The organism is Streptomyces sp. NPDC019531, from assembly GCF_044903305.1.
Taxonomy (GTDB): domain Bacteria; phylum Actinomycetota; class Actinomycetes; order Streptomycetales; family Streptomycetaceae; genus Streptomyces.
This window is the reverse complement of sequence record NZ_JBJDQL010000006.1, coordinates 288,799-303,619: the sequence shown is the minus strand read 5'-3', so window position 1 is coordinate 303,619 and position 14,821 is coordinate 288,799. Positions and strand designations below refer to the sequence as shown.

14 protein-coding genes and 1 pseudogene are annotated in these 14,821 nt (G+C 70.5%); 9 read left to right on the top strand and 6 right to left on the bottom strand.

The window, feature by feature from the left end; genetic code table 11:
- Nucleotides 1-22 precede the first annotated feature (22 nt).
- The 6 genes and pseudogenes from ACI2L1_RS10850 to ACI2L1_RS10825 all read left to right on the top strand — a co-directional run bounded on the left by ACI2L1_RS10850 (nucleotide 23) and on the right by ACI2L1_RS10825 (nucleotide 5,218).
- Nucleotides 23-1,042 carry a sugar ABC transporter substrate-binding protein gene (locus tag ACI2L1_RS10850; RefSeq protein ID WP_404738976.1) on the top strand — a complete coding sequence of 340 codons (1,020 nt, stop codon included), beginning with the start codon at nucleotides 23-25 and terminating at the stop codon, nucleotides 1,040-1,042.
- Nucleotides 1,042-2,121, top strand: a complete 1,080-nt coding sequence (locus ACI2L1_RS10845) for an ABC transporter permease (RefSeq protein ID WP_404738975.1) — start codon at nucleotides 1,042-1,044, stop codon at nucleotides 2,119-2,121. The genes ACI2L1_RS10850 and ACI2L1_RS10845 overlap by 1 nt, the downstream gene beginning before the upstream one ends.
- A 5-nt stretch (nucleotides 2,122-2,126) precedes the next feature.
- Nucleotides 2,127-3,044, top strand: coding sequence for an ATP-binding cassette domain-containing protein (locus ACI2L1_RS10840; RefSeq protein ID WP_404738974.1), 918 nt, complete (start codon nucleotides 2,127-2,129; stop codon nucleotides 3,042-3,044).
- Nucleotide 3,045: 1 nt separating this feature from the next.
- Nucleotides 3,046-3,948, top strand: a complete 903-nt coding sequence (locus ACI2L1_RS10835; RefSeq protein ID WP_404738973.1) for a sugar phosphate isomerase/epimerase family protein — start codon at nucleotides 3,046-3,048, stop codon at nucleotides 3,946-3,948.
- A 43-nt stretch (nucleotides 3,949-3,991) separates the two neighbouring features.
- Nucleotides 3,992-4,114 (top strand): annotated as a pseudogene (locus ACI2L1_RS10830) (inositol 2-dehydrogenase); the annotation flags it as partial.
- Nucleotides 4,115-4,246: 132 nt separating this feature from the next.
- A complete protein-coding gene (locus ACI2L1_RS10825; RefSeq protein WP_404738972.1) occupies nucleotides 4,247-5,218 on the top strand; it encodes a hypothetical protein in 972 nt (323 codons plus the stop codon).
- Here ACI2L1_RS10825 and ACI2L1_RS10820 read toward each other — a convergent pair.
- The 4 genes from ACI2L1_RS10820 to ACI2L1_RS10805 all read right to left on the bottom strand — a co-directional run bounded on the left by ACI2L1_RS10820 (nucleotide 5,215) and on the right by ACI2L1_RS10805 (nucleotide 9,760).
- A complete protein-coding gene (locus ACI2L1_RS10820) occupies nucleotides 5,215-6,558 on the bottom strand; it encodes a protoporphyrinogen/coproporphyrinogen oxidase (RefSeq protein WP_404738971.1) in 1,344 nt (447 codons plus the stop codon). The genes ACI2L1_RS10825 and ACI2L1_RS10820 overlap by 4 nt on opposite strands.
- 138 nt (nucleotides 6,559-6,696) lie before the next feature.
- Nucleotides 6,697-7,701, bottom strand: coding sequence for a Gfo/Idh/MocA family oxidoreductase (locus tag ACI2L1_RS10815; RefSeq protein WP_404738970.1), 1,005 nt, complete (start codon nucleotides 7,699-7,701; stop codon nucleotides 6,697-6,699).
- An 85-nt stretch (nucleotides 7,702-7,786) separates the two neighbouring features.
- Nucleotides 7,787-8,563 (bottom strand): SDR family oxidoreductase, encoded by a 777-nt coding sequence (locus ACI2L1_RS10810; protein ID WP_404738969.1) that lies wholly within the window; start codon nucleotides 8,561-8,563, stop codon nucleotides 7,787-7,789.
- Between the two features lie 30 nt (nucleotides 8,564-8,593).
- Nucleotides 8,594-9,760, bottom strand: coding sequence for a phytanoyl-CoA dioxygenase family protein (locus ACI2L1_RS10805; RefSeq protein WP_404738968.1), 1,167 nt, complete (start codon nucleotides 9,758-9,760; stop codon nucleotides 8,594-8,596).
- 107 nt (nucleotides 9,761-9,867) lie between these two features.
- Here ACI2L1_RS10805 and ACI2L1_RS10800 point away from each other — a divergent pair, with 107 nt between their 5' ends.
- Nucleotides 9,868-10,887: a LacI family DNA-binding transcriptional regulator gene (locus ACI2L1_RS10800; RefSeq protein ID WP_404738967.1), complete on the top strand. Its 1,020-nt coding sequence runs from the start codon at nucleotides 9,868-9,870 to the stop codon at nucleotides 10,885-10,887.
- A 313-nt stretch (nucleotides 10,888-11,200) separates the two neighbouring features.
- On the opposite strand, the gene ACI2L1_RS10795 is transcribed toward ACI2L1_RS10800, so the two are convergent.
- Entirely contained in the window at nucleotides 11,201-12,355 is a 1,155-nt protein-coding gene (locus ACI2L1_RS10795) for a Gfo/Idh/MocA family protein (protein ID WP_404738966.1), read from the bottom strand.
- A gap of 114 nt (nucleotides 12,356-12,469) precedes the next feature.
- On the opposite strand from ACI2L1_RS10795, the gene ACI2L1_RS10790 reads away from it, so the two are divergent.
- Nucleotides 12,470-13,474, top strand: coding sequence for a LacI family DNA-binding transcriptional regulator (locus ACI2L1_RS10790; protein WP_404738965.1), 1,005 nt, complete (start codon nucleotides 12,470-12,472; stop codon nucleotides 13,472-13,474).
- On the opposite strand, the gene ACI2L1_RS10785 is transcribed toward ACI2L1_RS10790, so the two are convergent.
- Nucleotides 13,464-13,808: a cupin domain-containing protein gene (locus tag ACI2L1_RS10785; protein WP_404738964.1), complete on the bottom strand. Its 345-nt coding sequence runs from the start codon at nucleotides 13,806-13,808 to the stop codon at nucleotides 13,464-13,466. The genes ACI2L1_RS10790 and ACI2L1_RS10785 overlap by 11 nt on opposite strands.
- A gap of 123 nt (nucleotides 13,809-13,931) precedes the next feature.
- Between ACI2L1_RS10785 and ACI2L1_RS10780 the strand changes: the two genes are divergently transcribed.
- Complete coding sequence (locus ACI2L1_RS10780; protein ID WP_404739023.1) at nucleotides 13,932-14,444, top strand: hypothetical protein; 513 nt, start codon at nucleotides 13,932-13,934, stop codon at nucleotides 14,442-14,444.
- Nucleotides 14,445-14,821 lie beyond the last annotated feature (377 nt).

The window sequence follows — 14,821 nt, the reverse complement described above, 5'->3', positions numbered from 1 at the left end:
GCACAGTGAGGTGCAAGGAAAGATGGACCGCTCTTCTCTCTCCCGTTCGCGGAGATTCGCCCCCGCCGTGGCCCTCGCTGCGGCCGCGGCCCTGACGCTCGCCGGCTGCTCCAGCAGCTCGGGCGGCAAGCAGTCCGAGGAGAGCGCGGACGGCGCCTCCGCGGGCAAGGCCTCAACGCCCCGAATGACGATCGCGCTCGTGACTCACCAGTCGCCCGGTGACACCTTCTGGGACATCGTCCGCAAGGGCGCCCAGGCCGCCGCCGCCAAGGACAACGTCAAGCTCGTCTACTCGGCCGACCCGAGCGCCGCCAACCAGGCCAACCTGGTCCAGAACGCGATCGACCAGAAGGTCGACGGCATCGCGATCACCCTGGCCAAGCCGGACGCCCTCAAGGACGTCGTCGCCAAGGCGAAGGCGGCCGGAATACCCGTCGTCGGCCTCAACTCCGGTGTCAGCGAGTGGCAGAAGCTCGGCCTGATGGAGTTCTTCGGCCAGGACGAGACCGTCGCCGGTGAGGCGCTCGGCAAGCGGCTGAACGAGGCCGGTGCCAAGAGCGCTGTCTGTGTCATCCAGGAGCAGGGCAACATCGGCCTGACCCAGCGCTGCGACGGTGTGAAGAAGACCTTCACCGGCAAGCTGCAGACGCTGAACGTCAACGGCACCGACATGCCGTCCGTGAAGTCGACGATCACCGCCAAGCTCACCCAGGACAAGTCCATCGACTACGTAGTCACCCTCGGCGCGCCCTTCGCGCTGACCGCGGTGCAGTCGGCGTCCGACGCGGGCAGCAAGGCCAAGATCGCCACGTTCGACCTCAACAAGGACCTGACGGGCGCCATCAGTAAGGGCACCATCGAGTTCGCCGTCGACCAGCAGCCCTACCTCCAGGGCTACCTGGCGATCGACTCGCTGTGGCTCTACAAGAACAACGGCAACTACATGGGCGGCGGCGAGCAGCCGGTGCTGACCGGTCCGGCCTTCGTGGACAAGTCGAACGTCGAGACCGTGGCCAAGTACGCCGCGAAGGGCACCAGGTGATGGGTATGACCCAGCATGCCGAGCCGGCGGTGACCGCACCGCCGGCCTCCGGCCCCGGCAAGGTCAAGGACGGGCGGACCGCTGAACGCCCCCTTGCCATACGCTTGTTGGCCCGCCCCGAGGTGGGTGTCTTCCTGGGCGCGGTGGCGGTGTGGGTGTTCTTCCTGATCGCCGCTCCGCCGGTGCGGGACGGCAGTTCGATGGCGAACATCCTCTACCAGTCCTCCACCATCGGGCTCATGGCGTTGCCGGTCGCGCTGCTGATGATCGGCGGCGAGTTCGACCTGTCGTCGGGTGTCGCGGTGATCACGTCGGCGCTGACCGCGTCGATGTTCGCCTTCCAGCTGACGCTGAACGTGTGGGTGGGCGTATTCGTGGCCCTGCTGGTGTCGCTGGCGATCGGGTTCCTCAACGGCTGGCTGGTGGTCAGGACCGGCCTGCCCAGCTTCCTGGTCACGCTTGGCACCTTCCTGATCCTGCAGGGCGTCAACCTCGCGGTGACCAAGCTGGTGACCGGGAACGTGGCCACCGACGACATCTCCGACATGGACGGCTTCGACCAGGCCAAGAAGGTCTTCGCCTCCTCCTTCGAGGTCGGCGGCGTCCAGATCAAGATCACGATCGTGTACTGGCTGGTGTTCGCGGCTCTGGCGACCTGGGTGCTGCTGCGCACCAAGTACGGCAACTGGATCTTCGCGGTCGGCGGCAGCAAGGACTCCGCGCGGGCCGTCGGTGTGCCGGTGATGTTCACGAAGATCTCGCTGTTCATGCTGGTCGGCTTCGGCGCCTGGTTCGTCGGCATGCACAACCTGTTCTCCTTCAACACGGTGCAGTCCGGTGAGGGCGTCGGCCAGGAGCTGATCTACATCTCCGCCGCGGTCATCGGTGGCTGTCTGCTGACCGGCGGCGCCGGCTCGGCGATCGGCCCGGTGTTCGGCGCGTTCATGTTCGGCATGGTCCAGCAGGGCATCGTCTACGCCGGCTGGAACCCCGACTGGTTCAAGGCCTTCCTCGGCGTCATGCTCCTCGGCGCCGTCCTGATCAATCTGTGGGTCAGCCGCACGGCGACCCGGAGGTGACCCACATGCCCAACGAAGCAGGAACCCACGGCCAGATCCTGGCCGACGAGCCCGGGGCCGGCCCCGGCGACGGCAGCGACGGTGTGGTCGTCGAGCTGCGGAACGCGGGAAAGTCCTACGGCAACATCCGCGCCCTGCACGGGGTGAGCCTGAAGGTGCGCCCCAGCCAGGTCACCTGCGTGCTCGGTGACAACGGCGCAGGCAAGTCCACCCTCATCAAGATCATCTCCGGTCTGCACCAGCACACCGAGGGCGAGTTCCTCGTCGACGGCACCCCGGTGCGCTTCTCCACCCCGCGAGAGGCGCTGGACAAGGGCATCGCCACCGTCTACCAGGACCTCGCCGTGGTCCCGCTGATGCCGGTGTGGCGCAACTTCTTCCTCGGCTCCGAGATGACCAAGGGCCCCTGGCCCGCGCGCCGCCTCGACATCGAGAAGATGAAGAAGACCGCGGACGAGGAACTGCGCAACATGGGTATCGTCCTGGACGACATGGAACAGCCCATCGGCACCCTCTCCGGAGGTCAGCGCCAGTGCGTGGCCATCGCGCGTGCGGTCTACTTCGGCGCCCGCGTCCTGATCCTGGACGAGCCGACCGCCGCGCTCGGCGTCAAGCAGTCCGGCGTGGTCCTCAAGTACGTGGCCGCCGCGCGGGACCGGGGACTCGGGGTCATCTTCATCACCCACAACCCGCACCACGCCTACATGGTCGGCGACCACTTCAGCGTGCTGCGCCTGGGCACCATGGAGCTGTCCGCCGAGCGCAGCGACATCACGCTGGAGGAGCTGACCAACCACATGGCCGGCGGCGCCGAACTCGCCGCGCTCAAGCATGAGTTGTCCCAGGTCAGCGGCGTCGACACCGAAGCCCTCCCGGAAGAGGAAGACCTCACCGTGGCGGCCACCGGCGATGGGAAGTCCTGAGATGGCGGCCCCACTCGACCGCATCCGCGTCGGCTCCGCCCCGGACTCCTGGGGTGTCTGGTTCCCCGACGACCCGGCGCAGGTGCCCTGGGAACGCTTCCTGGACGAGGTCGCCGAGGCGGGCTACTCCTGGATCGAGCTGGGGCCGTACGGCTATCTGCCCACGGACCCGGCCCGGCTCACCGACGAGATCGCGAGGCGCGACCTCAAGGTCTCGGCCGGCACGGTCTTCACCGGTCTGCACCGCGGTCCCTCGGTCTGGGAGCCGACCTGGGAGCACGTCAGCCAGGTCGCCGCGCTCACCCAGGCCATGGGAGCGAAGCACCTCGTCGTCATCCCGTCCTTCTGGCGCGACGACAAGACCGCCGAGATCCTGGAACCGCCGGAGCTGACACACGAGCAGTGGGCCCACCTCACCAAGGGCATGGAACGGCTCGGCCACGAGGTCAAGGAGGCGTACGGCCTCGACATCGTCGTGCACCCGCACGCCGACACCCACATCGACACCGAGGACCACGTCGAGCGCTTCCTGGACTCCACGGACTCCGAACTCGTCAACCTCTGCCTGGACACGGGTCATTACGCCTACTGCGGCGGTGACAGCGTCAAGCTCATCGAGGCGTACGGCGAGCGCATCGGCTATCTGCACCTCAAGCAGGTCGACCCGGAGATCCTCGCGGACGTCGTGACGAACGAGATCCCGTTCGGCCCGGCCGTCCAGCGCGGGGTGATGTGCGAACCGCCGTCCGGAGTACCCGAGTTGGCGCCGGTGCTGGTCGCCGCGCAAAAGCTCGGCGTGGAACTGTTCGCCATCGTCGAGCAGGACATGTACCCATGCGAGCCGGACAGGCCACTGCCGATCGCGGTGCGCACCCGTAAGTTCCTGAGGTCCTGCGGAGCCTGAAGGGATGCCGATGACTGGGCGTCGCCGTCATCGGCACCGGCAACGACGGGGCGAGATCACCGGCCCGAGCGTCTGGGGCGGTTACGCCGCGGCGGGCGTACGGTCGCTGATCGAGGGCGGCCGGATGACGGTGGAGCCGGTGGAACGGCCTGCCCTGTACGGCTGACTCCGTGCCGTCCGGGGGGAGTTCGGCGAAGTTCCCCCGTGCTCGCTACGTCCCTCGCGAATAGCGCCATCGGCGTGACGCGCTGTGCAACCATGGCGCGGCTGTCCTCGGCGGGGCGGCGAGGGGGTGTGCATGGGACTCGTACGGATACTGCTGCCGTTGCCGCGCGCGGCGGCCAGGTTGGCGCCGGAGAAGGGCGGGCCGCTGCTCGGGGCCGCGCTGTCGTACTGCGTCACGCCCTCCTGGGCGGGGCTGTGGTCGCCGTCGCCCGCACGGCGGCTGGCCTTGGCCGAGGAAGCGGTGGCGGTCTACCGTGCGACCGCCGACGCGGACGGGCTGAGCCGTGCCCTGGCGCTGCGTGCCCACGCGTTGCTGCTGTCCGGGCGCTGTGAGGAGGCATGCGCGGCCGCAGACGATGCGACCGCCGTACCGGGCGCGCAGGCGTCCCCGGTGCTGACCGCCTTCGTCGGCGATGTGCGGGCGCAGGCACTCGCGGGCCTCGACCGGACCGAGGAGGCCGTGGCGGAGGCACACGCGTGTGTGGAGGCCTACCGCGGTCTGTCCGTCCCCGACCGCCGGGACCGGACGCTCGGGAGCCTGCCCGGCGCGCTGCGGACGTACGGGATGCTGCTCGCCGCGGTCGGTCGTGCGGAGGAGTCCGTGGCCGTGTACGAGGAGTGCGTCGCGCTCCTCGCCGCCATGTCGCTGAGGGAGCTGGCGCACGTCGAGCTGGTACGGCCACGCGTGCTGGCCGAACTGGTCGGTGTGCTGAGGGCGTTGGGGCGGCACCGGGACGCGCTGGGGGTGGGCCCCGAGGCCCGGGAGGCGCTGCGGGGGCCGATCGCATGGGCCGTGCCCGAGATCGTCTTGCCCTTGCGGGTGGGGCTCCTGGTCGACCTGGCCCGCTGCCACAGCGCCACCGGCGAACCGGCCGAGGCCCGCGCCTGCGCCGTGGAAGCGGTGGCCGAGGCCCGCAGACAGCACAGCGCGGGCGAGTTGGCACCGGCGTTGGACTGCCTGGCCGACGTGTTCGGTGAACTGGGCCAGACCGAAAAGGAGTTGAACACCCGACGCGAACTCGCAGAGCTGCGCGAGGCCTACTAGGGGGTGTCGGACAACCCCCTGGGACATACGCGGCCGCGGCTCGAACCAGGCCGCCCGGGCGGCCTGGTCAGTGTGTCTTGAACAGGCGGGAAGTGGCGGCGCGCGAGGTCCTGGGCGTGGGCCACCGTGCACTCGACGAGCTCGAAGGCGGGCAGTCCGCCCACGTAGTAGGTGCGGTTACGGCCCTGCAGCGCGTCGAGCCGGTCCAGCGCGCCGTCCTTGAGGTCGTCGCTGCCGAAGTGCGGCATGAACGCCCACGCCCGTTGGCGGTGCACCGCCTCCAGCCGCCCGCCGAGCGCCGTGACGTCTTCCCGCAGCAGCGCGGTGACGTCCTCGGGGCGGCCGTAGGAGTAGAAGGTCCGCACGTCACTGTCCGGGTAGCGGTGGTGGTACGAGACGCAGTGGCCGGTCGTCGCGCGGCTCGCGGTGTGGCCGGCGAGGAAGTAGAAGGCGTCCTCGGGCAGGCCGGACGCGGTGGCGAGGGTGGTGTGGTAAGCGTTCGTGCGGATCCGCGCGCCGAGATCGCGCTCCTCGTCGGTGGCGTCCAGGACCCGCAGCAGACGGTCCGGTGTGACGGCGAGCACCACGTCGTCGGCCTCGACCGGGCCCGCGTCGGTGTGCACCCGCACTCCGCCCGGGTGCCGCTCGACCGACGTCACCCGCACCCCGCACCGCACGTCCTTCAGCTCCTCCGCGACCCGGCGCCACAGCGAGGCGAACCCGCCCACGACGGTGAAGTCGCCCGGGTGGCTCAGGAGTTCGGGGGCGGGGTCCAACAGCCCTGTCATCTCCGCGTACTTGACGAAGTACAGGGCGGGCAGGTCGTCGTCGAGATGGCCGTACCCGGCGGCCGTGTACCCGGTGCCGAAGGACTCGGCCATGGACCGCAGCCCGTGCTCGGCGAGCCATTCGGCGACCGGAGCGGCGAGCGCCCGCGCGGAGTGGGCCAGCCCGGGTTCGGCGATACGGGGGAACTCCCGCTCGCGCAGTGCCCGGTAGCGCTGGAGAGCCCCGTCGCGCAGGAACGCCATCGACTGCCGCACGGCGCGTCCGGTGGCGTCGATGACGCGGTAGCGGCTGGTGCGTTCCGTCTCCACGTCCAGTTCGGTCAGCAAATGGGCTGTCCGCTCGTACCTGTTGGTGCAGATGTGCCCGCCCAGGTCGTAGGCGTGCCCGTCGACGTGCACGCTCCGGCACTTCCCGGCCACCGCGTCCTGCGCCTCGAGAACGGTCGCCCGGTGCCCGGCGCGCTCCAGTTCGCGGGCGACGGTCAGGCCGCTCGGTCCGGCGCCGACGACGGCCACGGTCCGGGGACCGGCGGTCTCGTGTAACTCCTGCATTGTCGTGCCTCCTGGATCGGTCGGGCGTGGAGGGCTCTCATGGTCGTACGGAGAGATCACGTGACCGTAAACGGGCGCGGGAGGCACGGTGTTCACACCTGTGTCCCGGAAAACGGGGCCCGGGACACAGGAGAGGGTTCAGGCGGAGCGGACCTCGGCGATCGTCACCGGGCGGTGCTCGTGCAGCGACAGTGTGCACGCCTCGGCGATCCAGCCCGCCTCCAGGGCGTCCGCGATCGTGCACGGCGAGGGCCGGGTACCGGCCACGACCTCGGTGAACGCGGTGAGTTCGGCGCGGTAGGCGGCCGTGAAGCGGTCCATGAAGAAGTCGTGCGGAATGCCCGCCGGGAAGGTCACGCCGGGCTCGACCGAGCGCAGCGGCAGCTTGTCCTCAAGGCCCACGGCGATGGAGTCGGCAAAGCCGTGGATCTCCATGCGGACGTCGTAACCCCGGGCGTTGTGGCGGGAGTTGGAGATCACGGCGATGGTGCCGTCGTCCAGGGTGAGGATCGCGCCGGTGGTGTCGGCGTCGCCCGCGTCCTTGATGTACTCGGCGCCCCGGTTGCCGCCGACTGCGTACACCTCAACGACCTCGCGGCCGGTCACCCAGCGGATGATGTCGAAGTCGTGCACGGAACAGTCGCGGAAGATGCCCCCGGAGGCGGCGATGTACGCGGCCGGCGGGGGGGCCGGGTCCAGCGTGGTCGAGCGCACGGTGTGCAGCTTGCCCAGTTCACCGCTCTGTACGGCGGCCCGGGCGTTGACGAAACCGGTCTCGAAGCGGCGGTTGTAGCCGATCTGGATCGGCACGTCACTGCCCTGGACGGCGTTGAGGACCTCGACGCCCTCGCTCATGTGCTTGGCAACGGGCTTCTCGCAGAACACGGGGATGCCGGCCTCGACGCCTGCCAGGATCAGGCCGGGGTGGGCGTCCGTCGCCGCCGCGACGACGATGCCGTCCACGCCGGAGGCCAGCAGGGCCTCGGGCGAGTCCACGACCTCGCCGCCGAACCGGTCGGCGGCCGACTTGGCGGCGCCTGCGAAGGGGTCGGTGAGCACGAGCGACTCGACCGCGTCGAGTCCGGAGAGGGTCTCGGCGTGGAAGGCGCCGATGCGGCCGAGGCCGAGGATTCCGATGCGCATGGGGGATGCAGCTCCTTGAGGGTGTTTCTTGTGAGCGGTGTCCGGGCGGTGTGTCCGACCGATGTGTCCGGGTGGACAGGGGAGGTCAGTCGAGGCCGCCCAGGACGTTCTGGTCCCAGTCGATCACCGATCCGGTGACCACGCCCGACCGGTCGGACAGCAGGAGGACCACGAAGTCGGCGATCTCGTCCGGCTGGCCCAGCTTGCCCATCGGAAGCTTGGCCGCGGCTTCCTCCCGCCAGTCGTCGCCGGCGCCGTGGAAGGCCTTCTGGGTGGCGTCCTCGCCCTCGGTCGCCGTCCAGCCGATGTTCAGACCGTTGATGCGGACCCGGTCCCAGCGGTGGGCGTGCGCGGCGTTGCGGGTCAGGCCGATCAGACCGGCCTTCGCGGCGACGTAGGGCGCGAGGAACGACTGCCCGCCGTGCGCCGAGGACGTGATGATGTTGACGACCGTGCCGGGCGCCCCCCGGCCGACCATGTCCGCGACCGCCGCCTGCATGGCGAAGAACGGTGCCTTCAGGTTGATCGCGATGTGCTGGTCGAACAGCTCGGGCGTGGTGTCCAGGAGGGTGCCCCGGGAGGTGAGCCCGGCGGAGTTCACCAGACAGTCGATACGGCCGTATGCCGCGACGACCTGCTTCACCGACTCCCTGGCCTGCTCGGCGTCGGCGAGGTCGGCGCGGACGAAGAGCGCCTTCCCTCCGGCCGCCTCCAGCTCCGCGACCAGCGCCGCACCGGGTTCCGGCCGCCGGCCGGAGACGGCCACGACCGCCCCCTCGCGGACGGCGGCCCGGGCGATGGCGGCACCGACGCCCTGGCTGCCACCGTTGACGAGGACGACCTTGTCGTCGAGAAGTCCCATGAATGTGCCCTTTCGGTTTGTACGCGTGACTCAGCTGGTGCGCCGGTCGGCGGCCACCCGCAGCGCGTCCCTGAGCGCCCGGGCGTTCCATTCCTCACCGAGCGCCCGCCGTACGACGTCCGCCTGCGAGGGCGGGGCGAGGCCGTCGACCGGTGGGTCGCTGTCGAGGTTGGTGGGGAAGGGGTAGCCCTCGGCGCTCGCTGCGATCACGTTATCCAGCCACTCCGGGGCGGCGCCCTCCGTCCTGCGCCGCAGCAGGACGGGGTAGACGGCGTTCGACACCGCCTCCCGGTCCACGGTCTCCATGGCCCGTCCGAAGGCCGAGGACACCTGGAGCAGATTGGCCATGCGCCGCACGTCCGTGGTGCGGTTGGTCCCTGCGGCGTGGAACAGCGCCGGATTGAAGAAGGCGGCGTCGCCCTTCGCGAGCGGCAGCTGGACGTGATGCTCCTTGAAGTACGCCTGGAACTCGGGTCGCCGCCACGCCAGATACCCGGGTTCGAACAGCTGCGAGAACGGCAGGTACAGCGTCGGTCCCGACTCCACCGGCATGTCGCAGTGCGCGACCGCGCCCTGGAGTGTGAGCACGGGGGAGAGGCGGTGCACATGGGCCGGGTACGCGGCCGCGGCCTCGTTGCCGAGGAAGCCCAGGTGGTAGTCGCGGTGCGCGGCCTGTGCGAGGCTGCCCGGGTTGACCACGTTGACCTGCGAGGTGACCTGGTAGCCGGGGCCGAGCCAGGCCTCCGACACCAGGGCGAGGACCGGGTTGGCGTAGTAGTCGGCGAACGCCGACGGGTCGTAGAGGGCCGCCTTCTCCAGCGCGTTCCACACCCGCTCGTTGGCACCGGGCCTGGCGAAGTGGTCACCGGCGGTCGTACCGGCCGCGTACTGCTCGCGGATCAACGAGTCGAACACCTTGGTCAACCGGTCGACGACGGAGGGCTCGGGGAAGGCGCCCCGGAAGACCACGACACCGGGGCCGTCGGTCATGGCCCGCACCAGCTCCTCCTGCGCCTCCCGGCGGTCCTCCGCGCCGAGGACGCGCTCGGCGTCGTACAGCAGGACGTTCCGCTCCACGGCGCGGGCGTGCGGATAGTCGGCGGGGTCGGCCGTCCGCTCGACGAGCTCGCGGAACGAGTCGAGGTCGCAGTCCTGCTCGGACAGCCAGGCACGGCGGTGTACGGCGGTGAAGGACATCGGCGTCCTCTCGGTGACAGGGGCGACTCAGCGCTGTCATTCTTGTCATGACAAAGGCGTCGAACAACCAGCAGGCAGCCATCAAAAACCCTTCAAGGAGCAGGCGCGTGGGACACCCGTTCCCGATCCGGGAAATCGCACGTCAAGCAGGGCTGAGCGAGGCCACCGTCGACCGGGTCCTGAACGGCAGGGGAGGGGTCCGGGAGAGCACGGCCCGCGAGGTCCAGCAGGCGATCACCGACCTTGACCGGCAGCGCACACAGGTCCGGCTGGTCGGGCGCACTTTCATGATTGACATCGTGATGCAGACGCCGGAGCGCTTCTCCACGGCGGTGCGCGCCGCCCTGGAGGCCGAGTTGCCCGCCCTGCACCCCGCCGTCCTGCGCTCCCGTTTCCACTTCCGCGAGACCGGCCCGGTGGCGGAACTGGCGAAGACCCTTGACCGGATAGCCCGGCGAGGCTCCCAGGGCGTGATCCTGAAGGCGCCGGACCTCCCCGAGGCCACGGCGGCCGTCGACCGGCTCGCGGAGGCGGGCATCCCCGTGGTCACCCTGGTCACGGACCTGCCGGCGACCGCCCGCCTCGCGTACGTCGGCATCGACAACCGGGCGGCCGGCGCGACGGCCGCGTATCTGATGGGCCAATGGCTCGGGGGCCGCCCCGGGAACGTCCTCGCCAGCCTCAGCAGCGGGTTCTTCCGCAACGAGGAGGAGCGCGAGATGGGGTTCCGCACTGCGATGCGCACCCGTCATCCCGACCGTACGGTGGTCGAGATCACCGAGGGGCAGGGGCTGGACGCCACGCAGTACGACCTCGTCAAGGCCGCACTGGAACGTGATCCGGAGATCCGGGCCGTCTACTCGATCGGTGGTGGCAACATCGCCACGCTTCAGGCGTTCGAGGATCTGGGCAGGGAGTGCGCGGTGTTCGTGGCCCACGATCTCGATCACGACAACGACCGGCTGCTGCGGGAACACCGGCTGTCCGCCGTACTTCACCATGATCTGCGGCAGGACCTGCGGGAGGCGTGTCACATCGTGATGCGGGCGCATGGGGCGTTGCCGCCGGCGGGGGTGACGGTGCCTTCGGCGATTCAGGTGGTGACGCCGTACAACATGCCGTACTAGGGCCGTCTTTCGGGTGCGGGGCGCGTTGTGGTTTGCCGCGCCCATGCGGCGGGGCCGCATGGTGGTACAGCCCGAGGCCCGGCGCGGTCCGCCGCGGGATCTCGGTACGTCGAGGCAGGAAGGACGACCACTTCAGCCCGAGCGGCTTCGCCACCTGGACTGCCTCCCCGGAGCCGTACCCGCGCGCAACACCCTGCCGTGCGGCGGAAACCTCCGCCCGGAGTCGATCTCCGTCACCGCCACGCCCCTGGCCTACGAAACGAGCCCGGGCGGCTTCCGTGCATCGTGGCACCCACCGCCCCGGCCTGGATCGTCATGCCGAAACCTCCACCCACGAACGGCTCTCCGCGGACCGGGACATGGCGTCCACTACGGCGGCGCTGTGCACGGCGTCCCTCAACGTGGCCCCGTGCGGGGTGCCCTCGGCGATCGAGCGCAGGAAGCGGTAGGCCTCCACGACCTTCAGGTCGTCGTAGCCCATGGCATTGGCCGCGCCCGGCTGGAAGGCGCCGAACTCACCGGAGCCCGGGCCGACATAGGTGGTGTTGACCGGTTGGTCCTGGTAGGCCGTACCGCGGCTGATGCCCAGCTCTCCCATGCGGCGGAAGTCCCAGAACACCGCGCCCTTCGTGCCGTGCACCTCGAAGCCGTAGTTGTTCTGTTCGCCGACCGAGACGCGGCAGGCCTCCAGGACGCCACGGGCACCGGAGGCGAAGCGCAGCAGGCAGTTGACATAGTCCTCGTTCTCGACCGGCCCGAGTTCTCCGGTCGCGAGCGTGTGCCCGGCGGTGGCGCCGGTCGGACGGGCGCGCTCCGGCACGAAGATCGCGGTGTCGGCCGTGACGGAAACGATGTCGCCCAGCAGGAAACGGGCCAGGTCGGCGCCGTGCGAGGCGAGGTCGCCGAGCACTCCGCTGCCGCCGCGCTCACGCTCGTAGCGCCAGGTCAGGGCGCCCTTGGGGTGGGCCGCGTAGTCGCTGAACAGCCGGACGCGGACATGCGTGACCGTGCCGATGTCGCCGGAGGCGATCAGCTCGCGGGCGGCCTCGACGGCGGGGGCGTTGCGGTAGTTGAAGCCGACCGCGCTCTGCACCCCCGAATCGGCCGCGGTGTCGGCCACCGCGCGGGCGTCCTCGACGGTCAGGCCGACCGGCTTCTCGATCCAGATGTGCTTGCCTGCCTCGGCCATCGCGACGGCGATCTCGCGGTGCAGGAAGTTCGGGGCGGTGATACTGACGGCCTGCACCCGCGGGTCGGCGGTGACCTCGCGCCAGTCGCGGGTCGTCGAGGCGAACCCGAACTGCGCGGCGGCCTCCTCGGCCCGTCCCGGCACGTCCTCGGCGACGGTCACCAGCCGCGGACGCAGGACGAGCCCGGGGTAGTGGTGCGGAACACGGGCGTACGCCTGGGTGTGCACCCGCCCCATCCAGCCGAATCCGACGACGGCGACACCGAGCGCATCGACCATGGGGGAGGCCCTTCATTGGATCGTTCCATAGACTCTGAAGGTCACCTTGGGTGCCGATTCCGCCTGCTGTCAAGCTTTGACAAGCCGTGCCGCGTCATGGAACGGTCCATATTCATGGGACCGTCGACGATCCGCGATGTGGCCGACCGGGCCGGTGTCTCGAAGTCGCTGGTCTCGCTCGTGCTGCAGGGCTCCGACCAGGTGCGCCCAGAGAAGCGGGAGGCCGTACTGCGGGCCGTGCGCGAGCTCGGCTACCGTCCGAACGCCGCCGCCCGCAGCCTCAGGGAGCAGCGCACCCGCACGGTCGGAGTGCTCCTGCACGACCTGCGCAACCCCTGGTTCGTCGACCTGCTCGACGGCCTCAACTCACTGCTCCACGACAACGGCCTGCGCATGCTCCTGGCCGACGCCCGTCTCAACCGCCGTACCGGACAGGACCCGGCGGGACCGTTCCTGGACCTCGGGGTCGACGGGTTGATCGTGGTCGGCACGCTGCCCGAGCCCGCCGCGCTCGGAGCGGTGGCCGAACGCCTTCCGGTGGTGGTGGCGGGCGCGCGCGAGCCGACACTGCCGGGGGTGGACGTAGTGGCCAACGACGACGAGCGCGGCGCCCGTCTGGTCACCGAGCACCTGATCGGCCTCGGCCACCGGCGCATCGCGCACATCGCGGGATACGGCGCGGTGGGCGGGCTGCGCCGGCGGAGCTTCGAGGCGACCATGCGGGCGCACGGCCTCGCCGACGAGGCGGTCGTCGAGGGGAGCGACATGACCGAGGAGGGCGGCTACCGCACGACGATCCGGCTGCTGAGCCGCGCGGACCGGCCGACCGCCGTCTTCGCCGTCAACGACATCGCAGCCGTCGGCGCGGTCTCCGCCGCCGAGGAACTCGGCCTGAGCGTCCCGCGCGACCTTTCCGTCGTCGGCTACGACAACACGAGCATCGCCCGCCTGCGCCACGTCTGGCTCACCACCGTCGACAACGCCGGCCACGAGGTCGGCCGCCGTGCGGCACGCTGTCTGCTCGACCGGTTCGAGGGGCGTGGGGGAGAGGGCCGTACGGATCTCTCCGCGCCGGTACTGGAGATCCGCGGCACGACGGCGCCTCCGCTCACAGGTTGATCGCGTACGCCTTCCGCAGCGTCTCGTGCACCGTCCACGTCGTACGGTCGCCTTCACGCAGTACGGCCATGTCGCCGGGCCCCACCTTCAGCGTCGGTCCGCCCTCGATGTCGATGGTCGCCGACCCGCTGACGACGACGAAGAGTTCGTCCGCCTCCGTGTCGGTGACGACGCCCGGGGTGATCTGCCAGATGCCCCGGATCTGGCGCCCGTCCTCCGACTCCCAGACCACCTTGCCGGTCACCTCGGGCGTCCCGGAGACGATCTGCTCCCGTGCGAGAGGCTCGGATTCGAGCTCGGTGTCGGGGATGTGGAGTACGAAACTGTGGTCCATGGGGCGACCCTAGCGAGATCCTTCCCGGGCCGTCCGTCGACGGAGTGTGGAGTGCCGGCGCAGGTGGGAGGAGACTCCGGCGCGGACTGGCGTGGTGCCCTGACCCGGGTGATCGTGGAGGACATGGCGGACACCGAGGCTGCTGCGTCCCTGCCGCACCGGCACGACACCCGAGAGGCCGTCCTGTTCGGCGGCGTCTACGGCTCGGTCCTGGCGTCCTCGATGGTCGCCGCGCTCACCCAGCACGGGCACACCTCCCGGGAGAGCCGCCGCTACGACGCCGCGTGGCTGCTCGTGACCGCCCTGGCCTCCGCCCTCGCGCACGGCTACGCCCACTACATCGCCGAGCGCGCCCCGCACCGCCGCTGGGACGTCCTGCACACCCTGGCCGACGAGTGGCCCCTGGTCGCGGCGGTCCTGCCCACGGCCGCCATCCTGGCCGGGGCCGGCTGGGGCTGGTGGCCGGCGAACGGCGTCGAGTACCCGGCCTTCGCCCTCAACATCGGCCTTCTGTTCACCCTCGGCCTCGTCACGGCCCGCTGGTCCCGGCGCTCGTGGCTCGCGGCGGTCACGATCGGCGTGGTGGACGCGATGTTGGGGGTGGTGGTCGTGGTGGCCAACGCGGTGATCAAGTAAACGGGTGCGTCGACCGGAAGGTCGGGTCCCGGCGGCGACCGCCGGTTGGCCGCCGAGCGACAGGCCGCATCAAGCCGTCGGCCCCGCCGCCGTGTGTCTGGCCCCCGGGCCCGCCGAGAACTTCGGACTCGCCGCGCTGGAAGGCCTGGAGCGCGCCGAGCAGCCCGCGGTCGAAGACGTGCCCGAGGAAGGGGACCGGCAGCCCGCGCTCCGGTGCCCCGCCCGCTGTGCGAGACGCGGCCTGACCACGAGCACCCTCAGCCCGCGGTCGAAGACGTGCCTGAGGAAGGGGACCGGCAGCCCGCGCTCCGGTGCCCCGCCCGCTGTGCGAGACGCGGCCTGGCCGCGAGCACCCTCAGCCCGCGGTCGAAGACGTG